The following is a 15489-nucleotide window of genomic DNA, read 5'->3' as shown; positions in this document are numbered from 1 at the left end:
GCAGATCATGAGCGACACGGACCCGGACCAGCACGAGAAACTGCTCGCCTATCTGAAGCGGGCCACGACGCAACTGCGCGACGCCAACCGCCGCGTACGCGAACTGGAGGACCGGTCGCGCGAACCGATCGCCGTGATCGGCATGGCCTGCCGGTACCCCGGCGGCGTCCGCTCCCCGGAAGACCTGTGGAAACTCGTCGAGTCCGGCACGGACGCGCTCGGCCCGCTGCCCACGGACCGGGGCTGGGACCCGGCACGGACGTCAGCCGCGCCACGCGGGGGATTCGTCCACGACGTCGGCGACTTCGACGCCGGACTGTTCGGCATCAGTCCGAGGGAGGCCGACGCCACCGATCCCCAGCAGCGGCAGCTCCTCGAAGCGTCCTGGGAGGCGTTCGAACGGGCGGGCATCGACGTGCGCACCCTGCGCGGTGGACGCACCGGCGTCTTCGCCGGCGTGATGTACCACGACTACCCGTCGGTGGTCGATCCCGAGGCGCTCGACGGCTACCTGGGCACGGCCAACGCCGGCAGCGTTCTCTCCGGCCGCATCGCCTACACCTTCGGGCTCCAGGGGCCGGCGGTCACCGTGGACACGGCCTGCTCCTCCTCCTTGGTGGCGCTGCACCTCGCCGCCCAGGCGTTGCGCGCCGGCGAATGCGAACTCGCCCTGGTCGGCGGGGTCACGGTCATGTCCGGGCCGATGATGTTCGCCGGTTTCGGCCTGGAAGAGGGCAGTGCCGCCGACGGCCGCTGCAAGGCGTTCGCCGCCGCCGCCGACGGCACCGGCTGGGGCGAGGGCGTCGGCGTACTCCTCGTGGAGCGGCTGTCGGACGCCCGGCGCCACGGGCACCGGGTGCTGGCCGTGGTGCGCGGCAGCGCGGTCAACCAGGACGGTGCCTCGAGCGGCCTCACCGCCCCCAACGGACCCGCCCAGCAGCGCGTCATCCGCCAGGCCCTGGCGAGCGCGGCACTCGTACCGGCCGAGGTCGACGCGGTCGAGGCCCACGGCACCGGCACGACCCTGGGTGATCCGATCGAGGCGCAGGCGTTGCTGGCCACCTACGGCCAGGAGCGTACGGAACCCCTGTACCTGGGCTCGATCAAGTCCAACATCGGGCACACCCAGGCCGCCGCCGGGATGGCGGGTGTGATCAAGATGGTGGAGGGGCTCCGCCGGGGCGTGCTCCCGAAGACGTTGCACGTCGACGCGCCCACGCCCCAGGTGGACTGGTCGGCGGGTGCGGTGGAGCTGCTGACGGAGACACGCCCCTGGCCGGAGACCGGCCGACCTCGTCGGGCCGGGGTGTCCTCGTTCGGTGTCAGCGGTACCAATGCGCATGTGGTTCTGGAGGGGGTCGCGGCCGAGGAGTCCGGGGTGGGGGGTGACGGCGGGGGTTCGGGTTGTTCGTCGTCTGTGGGGGTGTGGGTGCTGTCCGGGCGGGACGAGCGTTCTCTGCGTGCTCAGGCTGGGCGGTTGCGTGGGTTTCTCGTGGCGCGGCCTGAGGTGGCTGTGGTGGATGTGGGGTTCTCGCTGGCGACGACGCGGGCTGCGTTGGAGTGTCGTGCGGTGGTGGTGGGCGGTGGGCGGGAGGAGTTGCTGGCGGGGCTGGGGTCGTTGGCCGAGGGTGTGCCGGGTGTGGGTGTGGTGAGGGGGGAGGTGGGTTCGGGCGGGACGGGGTTCCTGTTCTCGGGTCAGGGTGCGCAGCGGGTGGGGATGGGGCGGGAGCTGTACGGGGCGTTTCCGGTGTTCGCGGAGACTTTCGACGCGGTGTGTGCGCGGGTGGATGTGGGGCGTCCGTTGCGGGATGTGGTGTTCGGCGAGGACGCGGGGCTGTTGGAGCGGACGGTCTATGCGCAGGCGGGGTTGTTCGCGTTGGAGGTGGCGCTGTTCCGGCTGGTGGAGTCGTGGGGTGTGGTGCCGGATGTGCTGGTGGGGCATTCGATCGGTGAGCTGGCCGCCGCACATGTGGCCGGGGTGTTGTCGTTGGAGGATGCCTGCGCGTTGGTGTCGGCGCGGGGGCGGTTGATGGACGCGCTGCCCGAAGGCGGGGCGATGCTCGCCGTCGGGGTGTCCGAGGAGGGGATGGAGCTGCCCGGGGGCATAGATCTGGCGGCCGTGAATGGTCCTGCCTCGGTGACGGTGTCGGGCGATGCGGATGCGGTCGCCGGTCTGGAGGAGCGGCTGCGGGCGCAGGGTGTGCGGGTGAAGCGCCTCGCGGTCTCGCACGCCTTCCACTCCCGCCTGATGGAGCCCATGCTGGCCGACTTCGCCGCCGTCACCGAGGCGTTGACCTACAACGCCCCGAGGATCCCGATCCTCACCACCGCCCCGGGTGCGATCGACACCCCGGAGTACTGGGTGGGTCAGGTGCGGGAGCCGGTGCGTTTCGCCGACGCGGTGCGTGAGGCGTATGGGACCGGGGTCACGCGGTTCGTGGAGTGTGGTCCGGACGGGGTGTTGTCGGCGCAGGCGGGGCTGTGTCTGGCCGAGCAGTCCGGGGTGACGGTTGTTCCGTTGCAGCGTGCGGGCGGTGAGGGTGTGGGTGCTCTGCTCGCGGGGATCGGGGCGGCCCATGTCGCCGGAGTGCGGTGCGACTGGGGGGCGGTCTTCGGCTGCCTCGGCGGTCGCGCCGTGGACCTCCCCACCTACGCCTTCCAGCACCAGAGGTACTGGCCGCTGCCCGCCTCCGGTACCGGCGGCGCCGGCGGGCAGGGCGCCGACGACGCCTTCTGGAGCGCGGTGCGCCGAGGTGACGCGGACGCCGTGGCCGGACTGCTCGGTGTGGACACCGGCGAGGAACGGGAGCGGCTCGACGACACGTTGTCGGTGCTGGCGGGTTGGCACGACCTCTGTTCCTCCCGGAGCCTGCGCTACCGGGAGGAGTGGCAGCCGGTCTCCCTTCCCGCGGACCCGGTTCTCGTGGGCGGCTGGTTGGTACTGGCGCACCCCGAGCACGGGGACATCGCCGCCGACTGCGCCGAGGCGATCCGACGCAGCGGCGGACACCCGCACGTCCAGGCGATCGATCCTGCCGACGCGGCGGCCGGACTCCGGACACTGGTGAAGGGTTCCTCCTCCGACCGGCCCTGGGCAGGAGTGCTGTCACTGCTCGGCCTGGCCGACGACACCGCCGTGGCCACCGGACTCGCCCTCGTCCAGGCGCTGGCCGACACCGAAACGCGCCTGTGGTGCGCCACCCGCGGCGCCGTGGCGCTGCCGGGCGAGGAGCCCCCCGCGGCAGGCGGCCACGCCCTGTGGGCGCTGGGTCGGGTGGCCGCGCTGGAACATCCCGCGCTGTGGGGAGGGCTGATCGACCTGCCCGAGACCGGGGTCGGCGACGCCTCCCTGGTCGCGCTCCTCTCCGGGGTCACCGCCGAGGACCAGGTCGCCCTCCGGGACGTACCGCTCGCACGTCGGCTGGTCACCGCGGCTCCGGTCACCGCCACGCCCTGGCACCCGCGGGGCACCGTCCTGATCACCGGCGGAACGGGCGCTCTCGGCTCCCGCGTCGCCCGGTGGGCGGCCCTCGGCGGGGCCACACGACTGGTGCTGGCCGGTCGGCGAGGTGCCGAGGCACCCGGCGCCGACGAACTGGTCGCGGAGCTGACGGAGCTGGGGGCCGAGACCGCGGTGGTCTCCTGCGACTTCTCCGACCGGGACGCCGTCGCCGCGCTGCTGGCCGCGTACCCGCCGAACGCCGTGGTGCACGCCGCGGGCGTAGGGGGCCTGGGCAGGCTGGCCGAACTCACCGAGGACGACCTGGCGGCGGCTCAGGCGGGAAAGGCGGCCGGCGCCGAGAACCTGGACGCACTCTGCGGCGACCTCGACGCCTTCGTGCTGTTCGGCTCGGTCGCCGCCGTCTGGGGCGGTGCCGGACAGGCCGCGTACGCCGCCGCCAACGCCCGGCTGGAGACCCTGGCCCTGCGGCGGGCGTCCCGTGGGGCGCCCGCGACCTGCCTCGCCTTCGGCGCCTGGGACGGAGAGGGCATGGCGGAGGGCGCGGGCGCCGAACTCGCCCGTCGGGGAGTCCTGGCGATGGACCCGGACCTGGCGATCGCCGCCATGGCCGACGCGGTCGCGGACACCGCCCCCACGGTCACCGTGGCGGACATCGACTGGCCGGTGTTCGCGCGGACGTTCACCTCCTCCCGGCCCAGTTCCCTGCTGGTCCGGCTGGAGGGCGGCGCGGCCGCCGGCGGGGCGGAGGCGGCCGGAGCGCCCGGCGACCTGCGCGCGGACCTTCTCGCCCTGCCGCGGTACGAGCGGTCCGAGAAGGTCCTGGAACTGGTACGAGCGCAGACCGCCCTGGTGCTCGGGCACGCGCACGGCGGTGACATCAAACCCGACCGCGCGTTCCGGGACCTCGGATTCGACTCGCTCACCGCCGTGGAGATGCGCAACCGGCTCACCGCGGTCAGCGGCCTGTCACTGACCGCCACGGTGGTCTTCGACTACCCGACGCCCGCCGAACTCGCCGAGCACCTCCTCGAGGAGTGCGGCATCGCCCCGGACGTCGACGAGGGCGAGGCCGACGAGGAACAGCGCGTGCGCGCCGCCCTGGCCGCCGTACCGACGGCCCGGCTCCGGGAGGCCGGACTGCTCGAACCCCTGCTGAGACTGGCGGGGGAGAAGACCGACGACGTGGAAGCGCCGACCGCGCACGCGGTGGACGAACTGGACGGCGAGGCACTGCTGAAGCTCGTCGAAGCCAACGACGGGGAGCACTGACCATGGCGGCGTCCGCCGACGAACGTTACGTCGAAGCCCTGCGCACCCTGATCAAGGAGAACGAACGGCTCAAGACCCGCAACCAAGAGCTGGTCGTCGCCGGGCACGAGCCGATCGCCATCGTCGGGATGGCCTGCCGGCTGCCCGGCGGGGTGGACTCGCCCGAGTCGCTCTGGGACCTGGTGTCCGCCGGAGGCGACGGCATCAGCGAGTTCCCCGCCGACCGTGGCTGGGACCTCGGCTCCCTGTACGACCCGCACTCCCGGGGTGAGGGCACCTCGTACTCCCGCCAGGGCGGCTTCGTCCACGACGCGGGACGCTTCGACGCGGACTTCTTCAGCATCTCGCCGCGCGAGGCCGCCGCGATGGACCCGCAGCAGCGTCTGCTCCTGGAGGCCTCCTGGGAGGCGTTCGAGCGAGCGGGCATCGACCCGAGGGAAGTCAAGGGCAGTCCGGTCGGGGTGTACGTCGGAGCCGGGACCTCCGGCTACGGCGTCGGCGTCCCCGTCGCCGAGGAGGCGGCGGGCTACGCGCTGACCGGCACCGCGACCAGCGTGCTCTGCGGCCGGGTGGCGTACAGCTTCGGCTTCGAGGGGCCGGCGGTCACGGTGGACACGGCGTGCTCGTCGTCCCTGGTGGCGCTGCACCTGGCCGTACGCGCGCTGCAGGCCGGCGAGTGCACGATGGCGCTGGCGGGCGGGGTCACCGTCATGGCCACGCCGGCCGCGTTCGTCGAGTTCAGCAGGCAGCGCGGACTGGCACGTGACGGCCGCTGCAAGGCGTTCGCCGCCGCCGCCGACGGCACCGGCTGGAGCGAGGGCGTCGGCGTACTCCTCGTGGAGCGGCTGTCGGACGCCCGGCGCAACGGGCACCGGGTGCTGGCCCTGGTACGCGGCAGCGCGGTCAACTCCGACGGCGCCTCCAACGGGCTCACCGCCCCCAACGGGCCCGCCCAGCGCCGCGTCATCCTGGACGCGCTGGCCGCCGCCCGCCTCTCCGCCGCCGAGATCGACGCGGTCGAGGCCCATGGCACCGGTACGACCCTGGGTGACCCCATCGAGGCGCAGGCGTTGCTGGCCACCTACGGCCAGGAGCGTACGGAACCCCTGTACCTGGGCTCCCTGAAGTCCAACATCGGCCACACCCAGGCCGCTTCCGGCGTGGCCGGAGTGATCAAGATGGTCCAGGCGATGCGGCACGGCGTGCTCCCCAGGACCCTCCACGTCGACGCGCCCAGCCCGCACGTCGACTGGTCCTCGGGCAGCGTCGAGCTGCTGACCGAGAACCGGTCGTGGCCCGACTCCGGAGCGCCTCGTCGGGCCGGGGTGTCCTCGTTCGGTGTCAGCGGCACCAATGCGCATGTGGTTCTGGAGGGGGTCGCGGCCGAGGAGTCCGGGGTGGGGGGTGTCGGCGGGGGGTCGGGTTGTTCGTCGTCTGTGGGGTTGTGGGTGCTGTCCGGGCGGGACGAGCGTTCTCTGCGTGCTCAGGCTGGGCGGTTGCGTGGGTTTCTTGTGGCGCGGCCTGAGGTGGCTGTGGTGGATGTGGGGTTGTCGCTGGCGACGACGCGGGCTGCGTTGGAGTGTCGTGCGGTGGTGGTGGGCGGTGGGCGTGAGGAGTTGCTGGCGGGGCTGGGATCGGTGGCCGAGGGTGTGCCGGGTGTGGGTGTGGTGAGGGGGGAGGTGGGCTCGGGCGGGACGGCGTTCCTGTTCTCGGGTCAGGGTGCGCAGCGGGTGGGGATGGGCCGGGAGCTGTACGGGGCGTTTCCGGTGTTCGCGGAGGCTTTCGACGCGGTGTGTGCGGGTGTCGATCTTGAGCGTCCGTTGCGGGAGGTGGTGTTCGGCGAGGACGCGGGGCTGTTGGAGCGGACCGTCTATGCGCAGGCGGGGTTGTTCGCGTTGGAGGTGGCGCTGTTCCGGCTGGTGGAGTCGTGGGGTGTGGTGCCGGATGTGCTGGTGGGTCATTCGATCGGTGAGCTGGCCGCCGCGCACGTAGCGGGGGTGTTGTCGTTGGAGGATGCCTGCGCGTTGGTGTCGGCGCGGGGGCGGTTGATGGACGCGCTGCCCGAAGGCGGGGCGATGCTGGCCGTCGGGGTGGCCGAGGGCGAGGTCCAGCTGCCTGACGGTGTGGACCTCGCCGCGGTCAACGGTCCTGCCTCGGTGACGGTGTCCGGTGCGGCGGAGGCGGTGGCGGGGTTGGAGGAGCGGCTGCGGGCGCAGGGTGTGCGGGTGAAGCGGCTGGCGGTCTCGCACGCTTTCCACTCCCGCCTGATGGAGCCCATGCTGGCGGAGTTCGCGGAGGTGGCGCGGTCGTTGACCTACCACGCGCCTCGGATTGCGGTCCTGTCCACGGCTCCGGGTGCGATCGACACCCCGGAGTACTGGGTGGGTCAGGTGCGGGAGCCGGTGCGTTTCGCCGACGCGGTGCGTGAGGCGCATGGCACCGGGGTCACGCGGTTCGTGGAGTGTGGTCCGGACGGGGTGTTGTCGGCGCAGGCGGGGCTGTGTCTGGCCGAGCAGTCCGGGGTGACGGTTGTTCCGTTGCAGCGTGCGGGCAGTGAGGGTGTGGGTGCTCTGCTCGCGGGGATCGGGGCGGCCCATGTCGCCGGAGTGCGGTGCGACTGGGGGGCGGTCTTCGGCTGCCTCGGCGGTCGCGCCGTGGACCTCCCCACCTACGCCTTCCAGCGGGAGCACTTCTGGGCGGTACCGCCTTCCACCGAAGGCGCCGACCCAGCGGATTGGCGGTACGCGGTCACCTGGCACCCTCTGCCGGAAGCCGGGCGCCCGGTACTGCGGGGGACCTGGCAGGTACTGGCAGACCCCGATGCGCCGGAGGACGATCTGGTCGCCTGGTGCGCCGAAGCGCTGGGCGCCCACGGCGCCACCGTCGTCGTAGGCCCGACGCCCGCCCCGGACGTCGACGGGCTGATCCTCCCGCACGACCCCCGGCCGCACCCCGCCCGTCCGGAGCTGTCCCTCGGGCTGGCCGCACTGCTCGCCGCGGTGCGCGGAGAGGGTGCCCCGGTGTGGGTACTCACCCGGGGTGCGGTCACGACCGGTGCGGATGACTCCGCCGTCGACCCCGGGGCGGCACAGCTGTGGGCTATGGGCCGGGCAGCCGCGCTGGAGAAGCCGCACCGATGGGGCGGCGCCGTCGACCTTCCGCGCGTCCTTGACGCGGAAGCCGCACGGAGACTGGCCGCCGTGCTCGTCGGTACGGGCGAGGACCAGGTGGCCCTCCGCGCCGAGGGAGTCCTCGCCCGGAGACTGGCTCCGGCACCCGTGCGTCCGGCCGAGCCCTGGCGGCCGCGCGGCACCACCCTGATCACCGGCGGCACCGGCGCGCTCGGTGCCCATGTCGCCCGATGGCTCGCGGACCGCGGCGCCCCACACCTGGTGCTGGCCGGCCGGCGCGGTGCCGAAGCCCCGGGCATGACCGACCTCGCCGCCGAACTCACCGCGGCGGGGACCGAGGTCACGGTCGCCGCCTGCGACGTCGGCGACCGCGCGGCCCTCGACGAGCTGCTGGCCGCGTACCCGCCGAGCGCCGTGGTGCATGCCGCCGGAAGCGGTGACTTCGGCACCCTCGACGACGCGAGTGAAGCCGACATCGCCACCGTGCTGGCCGCCAAGGTCACCGGAGCCCTCCACCTCGACGACGCGCTCCGGGACGCGGACCTCGACGCCTTCGTGCTCTTCTCCTCGGTCTCCGGCGTCTGGGGCAGCGGCGGCCAGGCCGCCTACGGGGCGGCCAACGCCGCTCTGGACGCCCTCGCCTCCCGTCGTGCCGCCCGGGGTCTGCCCGCCACCTCCGTGGCGTGGGGTCCTTGGCACGGCAGCGGTATGGCCGGCGCGGAGGAGACCGCCGACTACCTGCGGCGTCGCGGACTGCGCACCATGGAACCGGCCAAGGCACTCGAGGCTCTGGGCGCGGCGGTGGACGGCGGGGACGTCTCCGTGGTCGTGGCCGACGTGGAATGGGCACGCTTCCTTCCCGCCCTCACCGCCGCGCGACCGCAACGGCTCTTCGACGGACTGCCCGGCGCCTTGCCGCAGGACGGGGGAGCGGAGCCGGCCGGGAGGGCCGACGCGGAGGCGGGTTCCCCGTTCGCGGTCCGCCTCGCCGCGCTCGATGCCAAGGAAAGACGGCGGGAACTGGTCGAGTCGGTGCGTGCCCGCGCCGCCGTCGTCCTCGGTCACCACGACGCCGATGCCGTCGAACCGCGCAGGGCCTTCAGGGACCTGGGTTTCGACTCGCTCACCGCCGTCGAGCTGCGCGACCTCCTCGCCGAAGTCACCGGTTTCAGCCTGCCCGCCACCGTCGTCTTCGACCACCCCACCCCGGCCGCGCTGGCCGAACATCTCGACGACCTCATCCTGCACCTGGACGGTGACGGGGGCGTGACGGCCTCCGCCACCGCCGACGAGCCCGTCGCCATCATCGGTATGGCCTGCCGCTACCCCGGAGGCGTCACCTCGCCGGACGAGCTGTGGCAGTTGGTCGCCGAGGGCCGCGACGGCATCACCGACTTCCCCGAGGACCGGGGCTGGGACACCGCACGTCTCTACGAACCCGACGGCACGCCGGGCACCTCGTACGTCCGTGAGGGCGGATTCCTCGGCGACGTGGCCGCGTTCGACGCCCCGTTCTTCGGCATCTCACCCCGCGAGGCGGTGGCCACCGACCCGCAGCAACGCCTGATGCTGCAGGTCGCCTGGGAGGCCCTGGAGCACGCCGGTGTCGACCCCACCGCGCTGCGCGGCAGCGACACCGCCGTGTTCGCGGGCACCAACGGGCAGGACTACCCGATCCTGCTCGCCGGGGATCCCGACATCAGCGAGGGACACCAGGGGGCCGGCAATGCGGCCGCCGTGCTCTCCGGCCGCGTCGCCTACACCTTCGGTTTCGAGGGACCCACCCTCACGGTGGACACCGCGTGCTCGTCGTCCCTGGTGGCGCTGCACCTGGCGGTACGCGCCCTGCGGGCCGGCGAGTGCTCGATGGCCCTGGCGGGCGGCGTCACGGTGATGTCCACACCGACCGCCTTCGTGGAGTTCAGCCGACAGCTGGGGCTCGCGGCCGACGGTCGCTGTAAGGCGTTCGCCGCCGCCGCCGACGGCACCGGCTGGGGGGAGGGCGTCGGTGTGCTGCTGGTGGAGCGGCTGTCGGACGCCCGGCGCAACGGGCACCGGGTGCTCGCCGTGGTACGCGGCAGCGCGGTCAACTCCGACGGCGCCTCCAACGGGCTCACCGCCCCCAACGGGCCCGCCCAGCGCCGCGTCATCCGCAGGGCGCTGGCCGACGCGGATCTGCGGTACTCCGACGTCGACGTGGTGGAGGCGCACGGTACGGGCACGAAGCTGGGCGACCCGATCGAGGCGCAGGCGCTGCTGGCCACCTACGGTCAGGAGCGTGGGGAACCCCTCTACCTGGGCTCACTGAAATCGAACATCGGGCACACCCAGGCAGCCGCCGGGGTGGCCGGCGTGATCAAGATGGTGGAGGCGCTCCGCCGGGGCGTACTCCCGAGGACGTTGCACGTCGACGAGCCCACGCCCCAGGCGGACTGGTCGACGGGCGCGGTGGAGCTGCTGACCGAGGCACGTCCCTGGCCGGAGACGGACCGGCCCCGCCGGGCGGGGGTCTCCTCGTTCGGCGTCAGCGGCACCAACGCCCATGTGGTGCTGGAGGCCGCGCCCGCGGGAGAGCACGCGGAAACACCAGCCCCGGCCGGGGACAGCACCCCGCTGCTCCCGCTGCTGCTCTCCGCCCGTACGGCGGACGCGCTTCCGGCGCAGGCGGAGAAGCTGCGAGCGGCCCTCGACGAGCACCGGATCGCTGATGTGGCCCACTCGCTGGCGACGACCAGGGGAGCCCTGGAGCACCGGGCCGTGGTGCTGGCAGCCGACACCGAGATGGCGGACGCCGCCCTGCGGAACCTCGGCGGCGCTGTCGTCGGACGGGCCGAGGAGGACGGCTCCCTGGCGCTGCTGTTCTCGGGTCAGGGTGCGCAGCGGGTGGGGATGGGGCGGGAGCTGTACGGGGCGTTTCCGGTGTTCGCGGAGGCTTTCGACGCGGTGTGCGCGCGGGTGGATGTAGGACGTCCGTTGCGGGAGGTGGTGTTCGGCGACGATGCCGGGCTGCTGGAGCGGACCGTCTACGCGCAGGCGGGGTTGTTCGCGCTGGAGGTGGCGCTGTTCCGGCTGGTGGAGTCCTGGGGTGTGGTCCCGGATGTGCTGGTGGGGCATTCGATCGGTGAGCTGGCCGCCGCGCACGTGGCGGGGGTTCTGTCGCTGGACGACGCCTGCGTGCTCGTGTCGGCCCGGGGTCGGTTGATGGACGTGCTGCCCGAGGGCGGGGCGATGCTGGCCGTGGAGGTGGCAGAGGAGGATCTGGAGCTGCCCGACGGAGTGGACCTGGCGGCGGTCAACGGGCCCACGTCGGTGACGGTGTCGGGCGATGCGGATGTGGTCGCCGTTCTGGAGGAGCGGCTCCGGGCGCGGAAGATTCGGGTCAAGCGGCTGGCGGTCTCGCACGCCTTCCACTCCCGCCTGATGGAGCCCATGCTGGCCGACTTCGCCGCCGTCACCGGGGCGTTGACCTACCACGCCCCGCGGATCCCGATCCTCACCACCGCCCCGGGGGCGATCGACACCCCCGAGTACTGGGTGGGCCAGGTGCGCGAGCCGGTCCGCTTCGCCGACGCGCTCGGCCGGCTCACCGGGGTGCGGACGGCACTGGAGCTGGGCCCGGACGGAGTGCTGTCGGCGGCCGCCTCGGCGCTGCTGGACCAGGCCATGGCCGTACCGGCACTGCGGCGTGGGCGCGACGAGGCCGAAACGCTCCTCCGTGCCGTGGGGACCCTGCACGTACGGGGTATCGCGGTGGACTGGTCCGCCCTGCTCGCCCCCGTCGGCGGCCGGCGCGTCGAGCTGCCCACCTACGCGTTCGCCCGCGAGCGCTACTGGCCCTCGGTCCCGGCGACGGCACGCCCCGGTGACGTGGTCTCCGCCGGGCTGGGGGAGACCGGACACCCGGTCCTCGCCGCCGGTGTGGATCTCGCCGACGACGGTGGCCTGTTGTTCACCGGACGTCTCTCCCTCCGTACGCACCCGTGGCTCGCGGAACACCGTGTGCACGGCCGGATCGTGGTGCCCGGCACGGTGTTCGTCGATCTCGCGGTGCGCGCCGGCGACGAGACGGACTGCGACGTGGTGGACGAACTCGTCCTGCACACACCGCTGGTGCTGACCGCCGGGGAGTCCGTCCAGCTCCAGGTCACCGTGGGCGCCCCGGGCGAGGAGGGGGACCGGGAGATCACCGTCCACTCGCGTACCTCAGGTGACACCGGCTGGTTCGGGCAGCCGTGGACCAGGAACGCCTCCGGCACACTGCGGACGACCACCACCCCCCAGGCCGTGCCGGAGCCGACCTGGCCGCCGGCCGACGCGCGGGCCGTGCCGGTCGACGCTCTCTACCCCGAGCTGGCCGCGGCCGGCCTGGACTACGGGCCCGTCTTCCAGGGCCTGCGCGGAGTGTGGCGAGCGGGTGAGGAACTCTGGGCCGAGGTCGAACTGCCCGAGACGGCGCACGCCGACGCCGGACGCTTCGGACTGCACCCCGCACTGCTCGACGCCGCGCTCCACTCGCTCGCCGTGCGGGCGGAGGCGTCCGACGGCCCCGCCGGACCCCCCGGACTGCCGTTCTCCTGGTCCCGGATCGCGCTCACCGTCTCCGGTGCCACCAGCCTCCGCGTGCGTGTCTCACCCCGCGGCGCCGACGGGGTGGAGCTGGTGGCCGTCGACCCCGGCGGGCAGACCGTCGTCTCCGTCGGGCGAGTGGTGCTGCGTCCCCTCGCCGAGGCCGCCGCGACCGGTGCCGCCCCGTCGCGGCCGCTGCACCGGGTGGACTGGACTCCGCTCCCCGACATGGCCCGCACCCCCGGCACCTGGGCGGTCCTGGGCTCCGACCCGTACGGCGCGGCCGAGGCGCTCTCCGAGCTGGGGGCCGACTGCGCGCGGGCGTCCGACCTGGCCTCGGCCTCGGCCGACCTGCTGCTGGCCACCTCCGCGCCCGACGCCGGCCGCGATGACGCCGCCGCCGGCCGCGACGACGCCGCCGCCGACCGCGACGACGCGGAGGCCCGGGTGACCGCGATGCTGGCCACCGTCCAGGAGTTCCTGGCCCGCGAGGACACCGACGCCACCCTCGTGGTGCTCACCCGGGGCGCTGTCGCCGTCGACGCGGGCGACGACCTGTCCGACGTGGCGGGTGCCGCCGTGCGCGGGCTGCTGCGCAGTGTGCAGTCGGAGCACCCCGGCCGCCTGCTGCTGGTCGACGTCGACGCCGACCCGTGGACCGCGCTGCTCAGCACGCCCGGCGCGGACGAACCGGAACTGGCCGTCCGCGACGGCCGGTTGTACGCCGCCCGTCTGGCCTCGCTCGCCGAACGCACCCTGCGGGCTCCCGAGGGCCCGTGGCGTGTGGGTGTGGTGGAGCGGGGCGCCGTCGAGGGTGTGGGGCTGGTGGCCGCGCCCGACGCGGAAGGCGCCCTGGAAGCAGGCCAGGTGCGGGTGGCGGTACGAGCGGCCGGCATGAACTTCCGGGATGTGCTGAACGTGCTGGGGATGTACCCCGGGGAGGTGGAGTTGGGGGGCGAGGCCGCCGGTGTGGTGGTGGAGGTCGGGCCCGGGGTGTCGAAACTGGCCGTGGGGGACCGGGTGCTGGGGTTCTTCAGCGGTGCGATGGGCCCGTTGGCGGTGGCGGACGAGCGGTTGACGGCCCCCCTTCCGCAGGGGTGGTCCTTCGTTCAGGGTGCCGCGGTTCCGATCGCGTTCGTGACGGCGTACTACGGCCTGCTGGACGTGGGAGGTCTGTCGGCCGGGGAGTCGGTGCTGGTCCACGCGGCCGCGGGCGGGGTCGGCATGGCGGCGGTGCAGATCGCCCGGCACGTGGGAGCCGAGGTGTACGGCACGGCCTCGCCCGGCAAGTGGGGCGCGACCGGGCTGGACGCGCAGCACCTGGCCTCCTCCCGGGACCTGGGGTTCGAGAAGGTCTTCGCGGAGCGTACGGCCGGTCGCGGGGTGGACGTGGTGCTGAACGCCCTGGCGGGTGAGTTCGTCGACGCTTCGGTCCGGCTGCTGACCGCGGGCGGACGGTTCGTGGAGATGGGCAAGGCGGACGTACGCGATCCGGACTCGGTGCCCGGCCGGACGTACCGTGCGTTCGATCTGAGCGAGGCGGGTCCCGAGCGGATCGGGCGGATGCTGGACGAGGTGCTGGCTCTGTTCGCGCGGGGCGTGCTCAGCCTGCCGCCGGTGCGGACCTTCGACGTACGGCGGGCGCCGGAGGCGTTCCGCTTCATGAGCCAGGCCCGGCACGTGGGCAAGGTCGTGCTGTCCCTGCCGCGTGCGGTGGAGCCCGGCGGCACGGTGCTGATCACCGGTGGCACGGGTGCTCTGGGCGCGTCGGTCGCCCGGTACCTGGTGGACCGGCGCGCGGTGGACCGGCTGCTGCTGCTCAGCCGCCGCGGCCCGGACGCCGAGGGCGCGGACACGCTGAGGTCGGAGCTCGAGGCGGCCGGAGCGCGGGTCGAGATCGTGGCCTGCGACGTCACCGATGCCGAAGCCCTGGCCGAGGTGCTGGACGGGCGGCGCGTCAGCTCCGTCTTCCACCTCGCGGGTGTCCTCGACGACGGGGTGGCCACCGCCCTCACACCCGAGCGGGTCGCCCCGGTGCTGGCGCCCAAGATCACCGCGGCCCGCGCTCTGCACGCACTCCTGCCCGAAGCCGAGGAGTTCGTGCTCTTCTCGTCCGTGTCCGCCACCCTGGGCAGTCCCGGCCAGGCGTCGTACGCGGCGGCCAACGCCTACCTCGACGCCCTGGCCCGCCACCGCCACGGCAGGGGCCTGCCGGCCCTGTCCCTGGCCTGGGGCCCGTGGGACGTCGGCGCGGGCATGCTCGGCGTGCTCACCGACGGCGACCGCCTGCGGGCCACCCGCTCCGGTCTGCCCGTGCTCACCGCCCACGAAGGCCTGGCCCTGCTCGACGAGGCCCTCGCCGGGCCCGACCCCGCCGTGGTGCCGGGTGCCGTCGACGTCACCGGGTTCGCCGGCCGCCCCGACGTGCCGCATCTGCTGCGCGGTCTGGTACGGGGCCGTCGGCGCACCGCCACCGCGGCCCGGGAGACCGGCTTCGCCGACCGGCTGCGGGCCCTGCCTCCCGCCGAACGGGCGCAGGTGCTTCTGGACCGGGTGAGGTCGGAGGCGGCCACCGTGCTCGGCTTCGCCGGAGCGGAAGCCGTCGAGCGGGACCGGGCGTTCAAGGACCTCGGCTTCGACTCGCTGACCGCCGTGGAACTCCGCAACCGGCTCGGCGCGGCCACCGGCATCCGCCTGCCCGCCACCCTGGTGTTCGACTACCCGACGCCCGACGCGCTCGCCGAGCGGCTCGGGGCGGACCTGGTGCCGCCCGCCCACGACCCGGCGGAGGCCATGATGGCCGGGCTGGACCAACTGGAGGCGGCATCGGACGACTTGACCGACAGCGACCGCTCCCGGCTACGGGTCAGGATGAGCGCCCTGCTCGCCCGGTGGGCGGACCGACCCGACGGCCCGGACACCGCCGACGAGGCCCGGGACGCCGATCTGTATTCCGCCACCGAGGAGAACATCTTCGCGCTCATCGACAACGAGCTGGAGAGCCCGTGACCCACCCACCGGGCGCCGGAATCGACCCATACACGTTCAGTGCGGGCGTAT

At 73.7% G+C, this 15489-nt stretch carries 1 protein-coding gene and 1 pseudogene; both read left to right on the top strand.

Going from position 1 to position 15489, the window contains the following annotated elements; genetic code table 11:
* Positions 1-19 precede the first annotated feature (19 nt).
* Positions 20-4732, top strand: a pseudogene (locus ACGF5T_RS09570) (type I polyketide synthase); the annotation flags it as partial.
* Positions 4729-15438 carry an SDR family NAD(P)-dependent oxidoreductase gene (locus tag ACGF5T_RS09565; RefSeq protein WP_392887599.1) on the top strand — a complete coding sequence of 3570 codons (10710 nt, stop codon included), beginning with the start codon at positions 4729-4731 and terminating at the stop codon, positions 15436-15438. The pseudogene ACGF5T_RS09570 and the gene ACGF5T_RS09565, both read left to right, overlap by 4 nt.
* Positions 15439-15489: the final 51 nt, after the last annotated feature.

Origin of the sequence: Streptomyces sp. NPDC047853, from assembly GCF_043204535.1 — a bacterium.
Lineage (GTDB): Bacteria > Actinomycetota > Actinomycetes > Streptomycetales > Streptomycetaceae > Streptomyces.
Note: the sequence above shows the minus strand (reverse complement) of the source record. Positions and strands in the feature narration are given on the sequence as shown.